12 protein-coding genes and 1 pseudogene are annotated in these 13,375 nt (G+C 70.6%); 9 read left to right on the forward strand and 4 right to left on the reverse strand.

Going from position 1 to position 13,375, the window contains the following annotated elements; translation table 11 throughout:
- The 8 genes and pseudogenes from GSF22_RS21175 to GSF22_RS21210 all read left to right on the forward strand — a co-directional run.
- Positions 1-587 (forward strand): annotated as a pseudogene (locus tag GSF22_RS21175) (DNA polymerase III subunit gamma and tau); the annotation flags it as partial.
- Positions 588-731: 144 nt separating this feature from the next.
- Positions 732-1,040, forward strand: a complete 309-nt coding sequence (locus GSF22_RS21180) for a YbaB/EbfC family nucleoid-associated protein (RefSeq protein WP_244367971.1) — start codon at positions 732-734, stop codon at positions 1,038-1,040.
- Positions 1,041-1,048: 8 nt separating this feature from the next.
- Positions 1,049-1,642: a recombination mediator RecR gene (gene recR, locus GSF22_RS21185; protein WP_208815476.1), complete on the forward strand. Its 594-nt coding sequence runs from the start codon at positions 1,049-1,051 to the stop codon at positions 1,640-1,642.
- 305 nt (positions 1,643-1,947) lie between these two features.
- Entirely contained in the window at positions 1,948-3,612 is a 1,665-nt protein-coding gene (locus GSF22_RS21190) for an ABC transporter substrate-binding protein (protein WP_208815477.1), read from the forward strand.
- A gap of 144 nt (positions 3,613-3,756) precedes the next feature.
- A complete protein-coding gene (locus tag GSF22_RS21195) occupies positions 3,757-4,761 on the forward strand; it encodes an ABC transporter permease (RefSeq protein ID WP_208815478.1) in 1,005 nt (334 codons plus the stop codon).
- Entirely contained in the window at positions 4,758-5,729 is a 972-nt protein-coding gene (locus tag GSF22_RS21200) for an ABC transporter permease (RefSeq protein ID WP_208815479.1), read from the forward strand. The genes GSF22_RS21195 and GSF22_RS21200 overlap by 4 nt, the downstream gene beginning before the upstream one ends.
- A 69-nt stretch (positions 5,730-5,798) precedes the next feature.
- A complete protein-coding gene (locus tag GSF22_RS21205; RefSeq protein ID WP_244367969.1) occupies positions 5,799-6,884 on the forward strand; it encodes an ABC transporter ATP-binding protein in 1,086 nt (361 codons plus the stop codon).
- On the forward strand, positions 6,881-7,984 hold the full coding sequence (locus GSF22_RS21210; protein ID WP_208815480.1) for an ABC transporter ATP-binding protein: 1,104 nt from the start codon (positions 6,881-6,883) through the stop codon (positions 7,982-7,984). The genes GSF22_RS21205 and GSF22_RS21210 overlap by 4 nt, the downstream gene beginning before the upstream one ends.
- Before the next feature lie 71 nt (positions 7,985-8,055).
- Here GSF22_RS21210 and GSF22_RS21215 read toward each other — a convergent pair whose 3' ends face one another.
- Positions 8,056-8,484: a hypothetical protein gene (locus GSF22_RS21215; protein WP_208815481.1), complete on the reverse strand. Its 429-nt coding sequence runs from the start codon at positions 8,482-8,484 to the stop codon at positions 8,056-8,058.
- Positions 8,466-9,083, reverse strand: a complete 618-nt coding sequence (locus tag GSF22_RS21220; protein WP_307804188.1) for an HNH endonuclease family protein — start codon at positions 9,081-9,083, stop codon at positions 8,466-8,468. The genes GSF22_RS21215 and GSF22_RS21220 overlap by 19 nt, the downstream gene beginning before the upstream one ends.
- 141 nt (positions 9,084-9,224) lie before the next feature.
- On the opposite strand from GSF22_RS21220, the gene GSF22_RS21225 reads away from it, so the two are divergent.
- Positions 9,225-10,664 (forward strand): MFS transporter, encoded by a 1,440-nt coding sequence (locus GSF22_RS21225; protein ID WP_208815483.1) that lies wholly within the window; start codon positions 9,225-9,227, stop codon positions 10,662-10,664.
- 21 nt (positions 10,665-10,685) lie between these two features.
- Here the strand turns inward: GSF22_RS21225 and leuA are convergent, their stop codons facing one another.
- Both leuA and GSF22_RS21235 read right to left on the reverse strand, forming a co-directional pair.
- On the reverse strand, positions 10,686-12,437 hold the full coding sequence (gene leuA / locus GSF22_RS21230; protein WP_208815484.1) for a 2-isopropylmalate synthase: 1,752 nt from the start codon (positions 12,435-12,437) through the stop codon (positions 10,686-10,688).
- A 258-nt stretch (positions 12,438-12,695) separates the two neighbouring features.
- Positions 12,696-13,220, reverse strand: coding sequence for a nitroreductase family protein (locus tag GSF22_RS21235; RefSeq protein WP_208815485.1), 525 nt, complete (start codon positions 13,218-13,220; stop codon positions 12,696-12,698).
- Positions 13,221-13,375: the final 155 nt, after the last annotated feature.

Below are 13,375 nucleotides of genomic sequence, written 5' to 3' on the forward strand. Positions count from 1 at the left end.
CCCGCCCGACAGCCGCGCCGCAGTCCCCGACCGCCACGTCTCCGGCCGGTGGGGACGACTGGCCCGAGGCGGCCCGGCCGGGTGGTGCCGCGCCCGCACCGGCGGGTGGCGCCGGGGACTGGCCGGAACCGGCGCGCCCCGGCGGGGTGGCGCCGACCGCGCCGCCCTCCATGTCGACCTCCGCCCCGTCGGCGGGTACCCCCGGAGCGGCTGGCGCGGCGCCGACCGTGACCCCCGCCAGCCAGGCCGGGACCGGCGGACCCCGGGCGGCGGCGGGCAGCGGTCTGGCGGCGGCCCGCGCGGCGGCGGCCGGTCGCGGCCCGCGCCCCCAGGCGGCGGCCCGGAAGACCGCGGACGCCGACTGGGCCGGTGAACCGCCCTACGACCCGGATTACGACGGTCCGCGTGGCGCGGCTGCGGCATCGGCACCTGCGGTCCCCGCCTACGAGGGGTTCGATCCGGGGGACGAGCCGCTCGACGACGTGATCGACGAGAAGACCGCCCGGCAGTCCAGCGAGCAGCAGGCCATCCAGTTGCTCCGGGACGCCCTGGGCGCGGAGCGGATCACCGAGATCGAGGTCCGTTGACCGCTGCCCGGTCGGGCGGGCGCCTGCCGGGCGCCGTCCGCGCTGCGGGTTAGGCTGATCGGCGGTCGGTCAGACAGTACGGGAACCGGTCGGTCGGACGAGTGCGAGAAGGAGCCATCCGTGCGCCCAGGTGGACAGCCGAACATGCAGCAGATGCTGAAGCAGGCGCAGAAGATGCAGAAGCAGATCGCCGCCGCACAGGCCGAGCTGGCCGAGGCGGAGCTGACCGGTACGGCCGGCGGTGGGCTGGTCACCGCCACGGTGGCCGGTACCGGTGAGCTGAAGTCCATCAAGATCGACCCGAAGGCGGTCGACCCGGAGGACGTCGAGACGCTGGAGGACCTCGTGGTGGCGGCGGTCCGGAACGCCAGCGAGGCGGCCCAGCAGCTGACCGAGCAGAAGATGGGTCCGGTCTCCGGCGGTCTGGGCGGCCTCGGCCTGCCCGGTTTCTGAGCCGCCAGATGTACGAGGGTGCCATCCAGGACCTGATCGACGAGTTGGGCCGGCTGCCCGGGGTGGGTCCGAAGAGTGCGCAGCGGATCGCCTTCCACGTGCTCTCCGCCGACCCGGCGGACGTCAACCGGCTGGCCGGTGCACTGCGCAAGGTGAAGGACCTGGTCAGGTTCTGCACCACGTGCTTCAACGTGGCCGAGTCCGAGCAGTGCCGGATCTGCCGTGACCCACGCCGTACCGAAGAGGTGCTCTGCGTGGTCGAGGAGCCCAAGGACGTGGTGGCGATCGAGCGGACCGGCGAGTTCCGGGGCCGCTACCACGTGCTCGGTGGGGCGATCAATCCGTTGGAGGGGATCGGTCCGGACAATCTGCGCATCCGTGAGCTGCTGGGGCGGCTCGGCAGCGGCGCGGTACGCGAGCTGATCCTGGCCACCGACCCGAACACGGAGGGTGAGGCGACCGCCACCTACCTCGCGTTGATGGTCAAGCCGATGGGGATCGCGGTCACCCGGCTGGCCAGTGGTCTGCCGGTCGGCGGGGACCTGGAGTACGCCGACGAGATCACCCTGGGTCGGGCTTTCGAGGGGCGCCGCGCGGTCTGAGGCGCCCGCCCCTCCGGCTCGGCGGGCCACCCGGGGGCGGTGTCCGGCGCCCGGTTCGGGTCTGACATGGGGGTGATCGGCCCGGTGCGGCGATGTAACAAATTTGCATCGCTGAACCGGGACGTACCGGTACCTACTACACACGTCAGCCCCGGTCCGGGCGCTCGCCGCAGCGGTAAAGACACGATCCGATACCAACCGGTTCGGCAACAGTTTCCGGGGGTCCAAACGGAAGCTAAGGTCACCGCCATCGGTGACCCCTGTCACCACGTTGTCCGTACCCCCTAGGACGAGGTGAAAGCACCATGCGTGCACCCAGGCCGAAGGTCGCGTTAGCGGCCGTCGCGGTCGCGGCCCTCGCGGTAGCAGGCTGCGCCGAGAGCAACCGCGACGAAGGCTCCAGCGAGAGCAAGAAGGACACCCTCGTCTTCGGCGTCGCCGGGGACCCGAAGGTGCTCGACCCCAGCCTCGCCAGTGACGGTGAGTCGTTCCGTGTGTCGCGTCAGATCTTCGAGACGCTGGTTTCGGCCGAGGAGGGTGGCACCAAGCCCGTTCCCGGTCTGGCCGAGTCCTGGACCCCGGACGCCACCGGCACGGTCTGGACCTTCAAGCTGCGTTCCGGCGTGAAGTTCCACGACGGTACCGACTTCAACGCCGAGGCTGTCTGCATCAACTTCGACCGCTGGTACAACGCCAAGGGTCTCATGCAGAGCCCGGACGTGACGGCGTACTGGCAGGACGTCATGGGTGGCTTCGCCAAGAACGAGAGCCCCGACCTGCCGCCGAGCCTCTTCAAGTCCTGCACCGTCAAGGACGCCACCACTGTGGACCTGGCCTTCACCCGGGTCTCCAGCAAGGTTCCCTCGGCGCTGATGCTGACCGCGTTCGGTATCCACAGCCCGAAGGCGCTCCAGCAGTACGACGCCAGCAACGTCACGGGCAGCGCCACCGACATCAAGTACCCGTCGTACGCGACGGAGCACCCGACCGGTACCGGCCCGTACAAGTTCAAGTCCTGGGACGTGGCCAACAAGACGGTGACCCTGGAGCGCAACGACGACTTCAGCGGTGGCCCGAAGGCCAAGATCAAGACTCTGATCTACAAGACCATCTCGGACGAGAACGCCCGCAAGCAGGCGCTCCGCTCCGGTGACATCCAGGGCTACGACCTGGTCGGCCCGGCCGACGTCGAGCCGCTGAAGGGCGAGGGCTTCAACGTCCTCACCCGGCCCGCGTTCAACGTCCTCTACCTGGCGATCAACCAGAAGGGGAACCCGAAGCTGGCCGACCTCAAGGTCCGGCAGGCGATCGCACACGCGCTGAACCGGCAGGCGCTGGTCGACTCGAAGCTGCCCCCGGGCGCCAAGGTCGCGCTGAACTTCCTCCCGGACACCGTGGAGGGCTTCAACGGCGAGGTCACCAAGTACGACTACAACCCGGAGAAGGCCAAGCAGCTGCTGGCCGAGGCCGGTGCGTCGAACCTGACCCTCAAGTTCCACTACCCGACCGAGGTCACCCGGCCGTACATGCCGAACCCGAAGGACATCTTCGAGCTGCTCTCGGCGGACCTGAAGGCGGTCGGCATCAACGTCCAGGCCATCCCGCTGAAGTGGAGCCCGGACTACCTCAACGCCACCACCTCCGGCAGCGCGCACGACCTGCACTTCCTCGGCTGGACCGGCGACTACGGCGACGCCTACAACTTCATCGGCACCTTCTTCGACCGGCCGAAGGACGAGTGGGGCTACAACAACCCGGCGCTGTTCGAGAAGTTCAAGAAGGCCGACACCACCGCCGACCAGGCGGCCCGGGTCGCGCTTTACAAGGAACTCAACGCCGACATCATGAACTTCCTGCCGGGTGTGCCGATCTCGCACTCGCCGCCGGCGCTGGTGTTCGCCAAGGACGTGACCGGGATCAAGGCGAGCCCGCTGACCGACGAGAAGTTCGAGACCGCCGAGTTCAAGTAGGAGTGACCAGCAACAGGGCGGCGGCGCCGCAGGCCCCGCCGACCCTGTTGCCGTCGCTCTGAGTCCTGACCTGAGGCAAGGAATGCGGGCGGGCGCTGCACGACAGCGTCCGCCCGTACCCCTCCGCACCCCTTCGAGGCCGCCGTGTTCCGGTTCATCGTCAGACGCCTGCTACAGCTGATACCCACCCTGTTCGGGCTCTCCATCCTGCTGTTCATCTGGCTCCGCCGCCTGCCCGGCGGTCCCGAGACCGCGATTCTCGGGGAACGGGGCACGCCGGAGATGCGCGCCGCCATCCGCCGCAACCTCGGCCTGGACGAGCCGATCCTGGTGCAGTACGGACGGTTCATGCGCCGGATGCTCCAACTCGACCTGGGCACCTCGATCTCCACCAAGCGCGAGGTCACCACCGAGTTCCTCCAGCGCTTCCCCGGTACCGTCGAACTGACCGTCATGGCCATGGTCATCGCGATCGGGGTCGGTATCCCGCTGGGCTACCTGGCCGCCCGTCGTCGCGGCCGGTTCCTCGACCACGCCTCGGTCGCCGGGTCGCTGATCGGTATCTGCATCCCGGTCTTCTTCCTCGCGTACGTCCTGAAGGCGATCTTCGCGGAGAGCCTCGGCTGGTTCCCGTCGAGCGGCCGGCAGGACCCGACCATCGAGGCCACCCGGGTGACCAACTTCTTCGTCCTGGACGGGCTGCTGACCCGCGAGTGGGACGCCGCCGCCGACGCGATCTGGCACCTGGTGCTGCCGGGTATCGCCCTGGCCAGCATCCCGCTGGCGATCATCGTCCGGATCACCCGGGCCAGCGTGCTGGAGGTACTCGGTGAGGACTTCGTCCGGACCGCCGAGGCCAAGGGCCTGACCGAGTCGACGGTCCGGCGCCGCCACGTGCTGCGCAACGCGATGCTGCCGGTGGCGACCTCGATCGGTCTGCTCACCGGTGGTCTGCTCTCCGGGGCGGTACTCACCGAGACGGTCTTCGCCTTCAGCGGGATCGGGGCGTTCGTCGCCGACTCGATCAGCCAGCGCGACTACCCGGTGCTGATGGGCTTCATCATGATCATCGCGGTGATGTACGTACTGGTGAACCTCCTGGTTGACGTTTCCTACAGCATCATCGACCCGAGAGTGAGGGTCCGATGACCATCACCACCGGCAAGAAGGGCGAGAAGATCGACCGGCTCGCCGAACTGGCGGCCGTCCGGGACGACGAGCGTGGGGTCAGCCTCTGGCAGGAGGCCTTCCGACGGCTGCGGCGCAACCCGGCCGCCATCGTCGGTGCGGCCGTCCTCGCCGTGTTCATCCTCGTGGCGATCATCGGCCCGTTCTTCGTCCCGTACGGCCCGACCGACTCGATCGGTATCCGGGAGGGCGTGGTCAAGTCCGGTCAGGGGCTGATCCCGGGGCCCTCCGGCGACCACTGGCTCGGCTACGACCACCAGGGCCGGGACGTGTTCAGCCGGATGATCGTCGGGGCCCGGCAGACCCTGCTGGTCGGCGTGGTCTCCACGTTGATCGGTCTGGCCGTCGGCGCGCTCATCGGCGGCGTGGCGGGTGCCGCCGCAGGTCTCGGCGGCCGGTGGGGCCGTTGGATCGACACCGTGCTGATGCGTTTCGTCGACATGCTGCTGGCGATGCCCAGCCTGCTGCTCGCGGTGAGCATCGCCGCCCTGCTCGGCGCCAGCCTGACCACGGTGATGATCGCCGTCGGCGTGGTCTCGGTACCGGTCTTCGCCCGGCTCCTGCGCGGTTCGATGATCGCGCAGGCCAACAGCGACTACGTGCTGGCGGCGACCTCGCTCGGGGTACGCCGGTCCCGGATCGCCCTGACCCACGTGGTACCCAACTCGCTCGCCCCGGTGATCGTGCAGGCCACCCTGACGCTGGCCACCGCGATCATCGAAGCCGCCGCGCTCTCCTTCCTCGGCCTCGGCAACCCCGACTCGGCCGTACCCGAGTGGGGCGTGATGCTCGCCGACGCGCAGCCGTACCTGGGGATCCGGCCGGCGCTGGCGATCTACCCGGCGGTCGCGATCATCATCACCGCGCTCGGTTTCACCCTGCTCGGTGAGGCGATGCGCGAAGCCCTCGACCCCAAGCTGCGGAAGTAGGTCTGCGGTGCGCAATACGCGAGGACTGAGCCTGCGGGCCCCGCAGTCGCGAACGGAGGGGTGGTTCTGATGGCACTGCTGGAGGTGGACGACCTCTCCGTCACGTTCGCCCGTCGCGGGCAGCGGACGGTACACGCCGTGGACGGCGTCTCCTTCTCGGTGGACGCCGGGGAGGTGGTCGGCCTGGTCGGTGAGTCCGGCTGCGGCAAGAGCGTGACCTCACTGGCGATCATGGGTCTGCTGCCCAAGCAGCCCGGCCTGCGGGTGGGTGGCAAGGCCGTCTTCGACGGCACCGACCTGCTCCAGCTCGACGACCGGTCGCGCCGGGACATCCGGGGCCGGGACATCGCGATGATCTTCCAGGATCCGCTCTCCTCCCTGAACCCGGTGATCCCGATCGGGCTCCAGGTGACCGAGGTGCTCACCCGCCACCGGGGCATGAAGGGCGAGGCGGCGGCCAAGGAGGCCGCCGAACTGCTCGACCGGGTCGGCATCCCCGACCCCCGGCGGCGGCTCAAGGAGTACCCGCACCAGCTCTCCGGTGGAATGCGGCAGCGGGCCCTGATCGCGATGGCGGTGGCCTGCCGGCCCCGACTGCTGATCGCCGACGAGCCGACCACCGCCCTGGACGTGACCATCCAGGCCCAGATCCTGGAACTGCTCAAGGAACTGGTCCGGGACTCCGGTACCGCCCTGGTGATGATCACCCACGACCTGGGGGTGGTGGCCGGCATGTGCGACACCATCAACGTGCTCTACGCCGGTCGGGTGGTGGAGACCGCCCGCCGCCGGCCGCTCTTCGCCGCGCCGCGCCACCCGTACACGGTGGGTCTGCTCGGCTCGATCCCGCGCCTGGACTCCGGCCGGGGTGAGCGGCTGACGCCGATCCCCGGCTCGGTACGCGACCTGCTGCCCTGGCCGGACGGCTGCGCCTTCGCGCCACGCTGCACCCGCCGGGTGGACGACTGCGTGGGTGCACCACCGGAACTGGTACTCGCCCACGACGACCGCAGCTACCGGTGCGTCAACCCCGCGCCGGTCCCGGGTCGGGAACCGGATTCGGCCTTCGCCCCGCAGACCGGCGCGGTCGCGGCCGGCGCGTCCGACGCCGCAGCTCCGGCGGAAGCCGCTTCGCGCGAGGAGGAGTCAGCGTGACCGGGAGCGAGAACCTCGTCGAGGTCCGTGACCTGAAGGTGCACTTCCCGATCAAGCGGGGGGTGGTCTTCGACAAGGTCGTCGGCCACGTCAAGGCGGTCGACGGGGTGGACCTGAGCATCCCGCGCGGCCGGACGTACGGCCTGGTCGGCGAGTCCGGCTGCGGGAAGTCGACCCTCGGGCGGGCCCTGTTGCAGCTGACCCCGCCCACCGGCGGCGAGGTCAGGTTCGACGGGGTGGACCTGACCAGACTGTCGGCGGGGCGGTTGCGGAGCATGCGCCGCCGGATGCAGATGATCTTCCAGGATCCGATGTCGAGCCTGGACCCCCGGCAGAACGTGGAGTCGATCCTGACCGAGGGACTCCAGGCGCACGGCATCGGCGGCAGCCGGGACGAGCGTCGGCGGATCATCGGGGAGACCCTCGACGCGGTCGGTCTGCCCCGGTGGGCACTGTCCCGCTACCCGCACGAGTTCTCCGGTGGCCAGCGGCAGCGCATCGGCATCGCCCGGGCCCTGGTGCTCGGGCCGGAGCTGATCGTGGCCGACGAGCCGGTCTCCGCCCTGGACGTCTCGATCCAGGCTCAGGTGGTCAACCTGCTGGACGAGTTGCAGGAGCGGCTCGGCCTCACCTACCTGGTGATCGCGCACGACCTGGCGGTGGTCCGGCACATCTCCGACGTGGTCGGGGTGATGTATCTCGGCGCCCTCGTGGAGGAGGCCTCCGGTGACCAGTTGTACCGGGAGCCGATGCACCCGTACACCCGGGCGCTGATGTCCGCGGTGCCGGTACCGGACCCGGACGTGGAGGACCAGCGGGAGCGGATCCTGCTCTCCGGTGACCTGCCGTCGCCGGCCAACCCGCCGTCGGGTTGCCGGTTCCACACCCGTTGCCCGTGGGCCCAGCCGACCCGCTGCGCCGACGAGCGGCCGGTCCTGCGTCAGATCGGCGGCAGCAAGGTGGCGTGCCACTTCGCCGAGCGGATCGCCAGCGGCGAACTGCGCCCGCACCGGGTGACCGCCGAGGTGGTCCGGCCCGCTGACGAGGGCGACGCACCGGGCGTGGTCTCCGCGCCCAGCGAGCCTGGTTCGTACGTGTGACCCCACGTTAGGAAGGGTCCCTTCCTATACCGAAAGCGATAAGAAGGGGCCCTTCCTAACCGCTCGCCGGCTCAGCCCTCCGGGCGGTTCAGCAGTCCGACCGCGATCGTGTGCACCGCGTCCAGCCCGCCCGGGTCGGACAGCGGTGCCCGGCCGCCGGTGACCGTGTACCACTCGTCGGCGTCCCGGTACTGCACCCGCAGCACGACCTGCCCGCCGGTCGACTCGGTCCGCAGGGTCAACTCACCGGTGACCACACCCACCTCGTCGGTCATCACCCCGCCGGGTCCGGGGACGATGTCCGCCGTCCGGCTCTCCCCGGTCGCGGCGGTGGTGGCGCCGGCTGATCCGGTGCCGGCCGTCCCGTTGCCGCCCGTGGCGGTGCCGGCCGTCCCGTTGCCGCCCGTGGCGGTGCCGGCCGTCCCGTTGCTGTCCGCAGCGGTGGCTGCGGCGGCGCCGGCCGTCCCGGCGCCGTCACCGGTCACGGCTGGGTCGTCCATGTACAGCCCTCCAACATCTCGGTCAGCGCGGCCTTCTCGGCGCTGGTCACCGAGAGCCGCCAGTGGTGCTTGACCGTCACCCAGTCTGCGGCGTAGTCGCACCAGTAGTCGCGGTTGGCCGGCTTCCACTGGGACGGGTCCTGATCACCCTTTGCCCGGTTGGACGAGGCCGAAACCGCGATGAGCTGCGGACGGGTCAGATCGTTGGCGAACTCGCCCCGGCGGGCGTCGTCCCACTCGTCGGCACCGGACCGCCAGGCGTTGGCCAGCGGCACCACGTGGTCGATGTCCACGTCGGAGGGGTCGGTGAAGCTGCGGTTGTCGTACACGCTGGTCCAGCGACCGGCGACCACGTTGCAGCCGGAAAGCTTGATGTTCTTGCCGTCACGTTGCAGCACCGAGTCGCGGACGTCGCAGTTCTTGCCGGTGTCCCGCCAGTGCGGGAAACGGTCCCGGCTGTAGCCCTTCATCGACCCGGCGGTGGCGACCGTCAACTGCCCGAGCCGGTCCTGGACCGAACCACCCGAAGGGGGCGGCGCGTCCTCCTCGGCCGGGGCGCAGCCGCCGACGAGGGCGAGCGCCGCGGCTAGCGCGGCCACCGCCGGGAAACGGGACGCTGATCTGGTACGCGGAGACGCCACCCCCCAAGCTTGCGGGCTGCCGGCGATTCGCTCCAGTATTACCGGCCGGTTTCGGCGTTTCGTGGCGAGTGCCATATTCGGCGGGGCAGATTGGACAGCATGGCCGAATCCCCTCCCGCCGCCGCCCTCCGGACCGGGACCGCCGCCGGCCGGGGCACCCTTCTCGCCGCGATCCTCGCCTCCGGGATGGTGTTCCTGGACAGCACGGTGGTGAACGTGGCGCTGCCCCATCTCGGCGCCGACCTGGGCGCCACCGTCGCCGGCCTACAGTGGACGGTCAACGGGTACCTGCTGATGCTGGCGGCGTTCGTCCTGCTCGGCGGGGCGCTCGGGGACCGGTTCGGCCGTCGCCGGGTCTTCCTGATCGGTGTCGTCTGGTTCAGTGCCGCCTCGGTGCTCTGCGGGCTGGCGCAGAGCGTCGAGTGGCTGATCGCGGCCCGGTTCCTCCAGGGCGCCGGGGGTGCCCTGCTCACCCCGGGTTCGCTCGCCGTGCTCCAGGCGAGTTTCCACCCGGACGACCGGGGACGTGCCATCGGCACCTGGTCGGGCCTGTCCGGGGTGTCCACCGCGCTCGGCCCGTTCCTCGGCGGCTGGCTGATCGACGTACTCTCCTGGCGCTGGATCTTCTTCATCAACCTGCCGCTGGCCGTGCCGGTCGTCCTCGCCGCCCTGCGTTGGGTCCCGGAGAGCCGGGACGAGGACGCGGCGCGGACCGGCCGGCGCCGGTTCGACATCCTGGGGGCGCTGCTCGGCGCGCTCGGCCTGGCCGGCGTCACGTACGCGCTGATCGACGCGCCGCAGCGTGGCGCCGCCTCGCCCGTGGTACTGACCGCCGTGCTGGTCGGCGTGGTCGCGGCGGTGTTCTTCGTGCTGGTGGAGCGGCGGCGGGGTACCGGTGCGATGCTGCCCCCGGTGCTGTTCCACAGCCGGCTCTTCTCGGTGCTGAACGTCTTCACCGTGCTGGTCTACGCGGCGCTCGGCGGCTTCAGCTTCTTCCTCGCCGTCTACCTGCAGAACGTCGTCGGCTACTCGGCGCTGCTGGCCGGGCTGGCCACCGTACCGATGACGGTGCTGCTGCTGGTCGGCTCCCCGCGCGCCGGGGCGCTCTCCGCCCGGATCGGCCCCCGGCTGCCGCTGACCGTCGGCCCGGTCGTTGCCGCCGCCGGGCTGGTGCTGCTGCACCGGGTCTCCCCGGGCGCGTCGTACTGGTTCGACGTGCTGCCCGGGGTGGCGCTGTTCGGGATCGGGCTGACCCTGGTGGTGGCGCCGCTGACCGCCTCGGTGCTGGCTGCCGTCGCGGACCGGTTCGCCGGGGTGGCCAGCGGGTTCAACAACGCGGCCTCCCGGGCCGGTTCGCTGCTCGCGGTCGCCGCGCTGCCGCTGCTGGTCGGGCTGACCGGCGAGGGGTACGCCCAGCCGGCCGCGCTCACCACCGCCTACCGGGGGGCGATGTACTGGTGTGCCGGGCTGCTGGTGGCCGGCGCGCTACTGGCCGCGCTGGGTGTTAGGAAGGGCCCCTTCCTATACCAAAAACGATAGGAAGGGGCCCTTCCTAACACCTCAGGCGCGGGCCCGGTTGACGGCGGCGGTGACCGCCTGTACCGAGGCGGTGACGATGTTGGCGTCCAGGCCGACCCCCCAGACCGTCCGGCCGTCGACCTCACACTCGACGTACGCGGCGGCCTGCGCGTCCCCGCCGGAGGACATCGCGTGCTCGTGGTAGTCGAGCACCCGTACCTTCACGCCCAGCTCGGTCAGCGAGTTGACGTACGCGTCGATCGGGCCGTTGCCGACCCCGGTCACCGACCGGGCCTGCCCGTCGAAGCGCACCTCGGCCTCGATCTCGGCCTTGCCCTCGGCGGTCCGGGTGCCGTAGCTGCCCAGCGCCAGCGCCGGCTCCTTCTGCTGCGCGCAGAGGTAGTGGCCGGCGAAGATCTCCCACATGGTGCCCGGGTCGACCTCGCCGCCGGAGTGGTCGGTGACCTGCTGCACCACGCCGGAGAACTCGATCTGGAGCCGGCGCGGCAGGTCCAGCTGGTGCTCGGTCTTCATGATGTACGCGATGCCGCCCTTGCCGGACTGCGAGTTGACCCGGATGACCGCCTCGTAGGTGCGGCCCACGTCCTTCGGGTCGATCGGCAGGTACGGCACGGCCCAGGTGTGGTCGTCGACCTCCACCCCGGCTGCGGCGGCGTCGGCGGCCAGCGCGTCGAAGCCCTTCTTGATGGCGTCCTGGTGGGAGCCGGAGAAGGCGGTGTAGACCAGGTCACCGGCGTACGGGTGGCGTTCGTGCACCGGCAGCTGGTTGCAGTACTCGACGGCCCGCTTGATCTCGTCGATGTTGGAGAAGTCGATCTGCGGGTCGATGCCCTGCGAGAAGAGGTTCAACCCCAACGTCACCAGGTCGACGTTGCCGGTGCGCTCACCGTTGCCGAACAGGCAGCCCTCCACCCGGTCGGCGCCGGCCAGCAGGCCCAGCTCGGCGGCGGCCACCGCGGTACCCCGGTCGTTGTGCGGGTGCAGGCTCAGTACCACGCTGTCCCGCCGGGGCAGGTGCCGGTGCATCCACTCGATCGAGTCGGCGTAGACGTTCGGCATGGCCATCTCGACGGTGGCCGGCAGGTTGATGATCAACGGCCGGTCGGGGGTGGGGTCGATCACCTCGATGACCCGGGTGCAGACCTCCAGCGCGTATTCCAGCTCGGTGCCGGTGTACGACTCGGGGGAGTACTCGTAGTGGATGTCGGTGTCCGGGGTGTGGATCTCCGCGTACTTCTGGCACAGCCGCGCACCCTGGGTGGCGATGTCGGCGATGCCGTCCCGGTCCAGCCCGAAGACCACCCGCCGTTGCAGCGTGGAGGTGGAGTTGTAGAAGTGCACGATGGCCCGGTGGGCGCCGCGCAGCGACTCGAAGGTCCGCTCGATCAGGTGCTCCCGGCACTGGGTGAGCACCTGGATGGTGACGTCCTCCGGGATCAGGTCCTGCTCGATGAGCTGCCGGACGAAGTCGTAGTCGGTCTGGCTGGCCGACGGGAAACCGACCTCGATCTCCTTGTAGCCCATCTGCACCAGCAGCTGGAACATCCGGCGCTTGCGCTCCGGCGACATCGGGTCGATCAGGGCCTGGTTGCCGTCGCGCAGGTCGACGGCGCACCACCGGGGTGCGGCCTCGACCCGGCGGGCCGGCCAGGCCCGGTCGGCCAGGTCGACGGTGAACTGCTGGTGGTACGGCTGGTAGCGCTGGTAGGGCATGCGGCTGGGCCGCTGCCGGGCGATCGGATCAGCGGCGTCGGCGGTGCGGGACTGGGCCATGGCGGAGTGCTCCCGAGGTCATGTGACGTCAGCGTCGGTCGTCTGAGCGGTAACGAGGTGGGCCCGGGGTGTGCCCGGACTGGGTCGGCGTGACCCGGACGGCTGGACGGCGCGCCTCAACCCCGCGACGAGGTGCCGGCCGGAGAGGCCTCGTCGCGGCAGCGAAGGAGGAGGGTCGCCTGCCACATGACACTGGTGACCCTACGTGGTCATCCGGGTAGGTGGAATGAATCTTCCACTTCTTGGGAACATGGCCGGTCAGGGCAGGATCAGCTCGGCCAGCGGGTGGCGCTGACGCGGGGCGGTCTCCCGCTCCCGCAGGTCGTCGGGGAGGGTCGCCGGATCGGCGAGCCGGCCGACCGCCACCACCACGTGCGGCTGCACCTCGGCCGGCAGGGCCAGGCTGGCCCGCAGCCCGTCGCCGTCGAAACCGGCCATCTGGTGCACGTGCAGCCCGAGCGAGGTGGCCTGCACGGAGAGGTGCGCCACCGCCTGGCCGAGGTCGTACGCGCTGTGCGAACCGGGCAGGTACGTGCCGACCAGGAGCGCGGAGGCCCGGCCCGCCCAGCGCTGGTTCGCGCCGGTCAGGTTCGCCAGGATCTGCTTGTGCCGCTCGTCGTCGCGTCGGCCGACCACGAACCGCCACGGCTGGCTGTTGCGGGCCGACGGCGCCCAGCGGGCCGCCTCCAGCATCGAGGTCAACTCGTCGTCGGTGAGGTCGGCGCCCGGGTCGAAGGCACGCGGGCTCCAGCGGGTTGCGAGCAAGGGGGTCAGCTCCGCCATGCCGTCGAGTCTGCCTGAGCGGAGGGCGGGCCGCGAAACCGGATGACCGAATGTGGTCAATCACGCCCCCAGCGTCACCCGGTCGGGCCCTGCGGACCCCGCCCCTCCGCGTGGGGGAGCGGGGCGGGGTCCGCAGGGCCCGACCGGGTGACGCT

It is taken from the genome of Micromonospora echinofusca (assembly GCF_017614955.1).
Classification (GTDB): Bacteria; Actinomycetota; Actinomycetes; order Mycobacteriales; family Micromonosporaceae; genus Micromonospora; species Micromonospora echinofusca_A.

Bases quoted from the DNA above. Each gene is read 5' to 3' on its own strand.
- recR (WP_208815476.1), top strand. From the start codon at position 1,049: ATGTACGAGGGTGCCATCCAGGACCTGATCGACGAGTTGGGCCGGCTG.
- GSF22_RS21215 (WP_208815481.1), bottom strand. From the start codon at position 8,484: ATGGACGACCCAGCCGTGACCGGTGACGGCGCCGGGACGGCCGGCGCC.
- GSF22_RS21235 (WP_208815485.1), bottom strand. From the start codon at position 13,220: ATGGCGGAGCTGACCCCCTTGCTCGCAACCCGCTGGAGCCCGCGTGCC.
- GSF22_RS21225 (WP_208815483.1), top strand. From the start codon at position 9,225: ATGGCCGAATCCCCTCCCGCCGCCGCCCTCCGGACCGGGACCGCCGCC.
- GSF22_RS21205 (WP_244367969.1), top strand. From the start codon at position 5,799: ATGGCACTGCTGGAGGTGGACGACCTCTCCGTCACGTTCGCCCGTCGC.
- GSF22_RS21190 (WP_208815477.1), top strand. From the start codon at position 1,948: ATGCGTGCACCCAGGCCGAAGGTCGCGTTAGCGGCCGTCGCGGTCGCG.
- GSF22_RS21200 (WP_208815479.1), top strand. From the start codon at position 4,758: ATGACCATCACCACCGGCAAGAAGGGCGAGAAGATCGACCGGCTCGCC.
- GSF22_RS21180 (WP_244367971.1), top strand. From the start codon at position 732: ATGCAGCAGATGCTGAAGCAGGCGCAGAAGATGCAGAAGCAGATCGCC.
- leuA (WP_208815484.1), bottom strand. From the start codon at position 12,437: ATGGCCCAGTCCCGCACCGCCGACGCCGCTGATCCGATCGCCCGGCAG.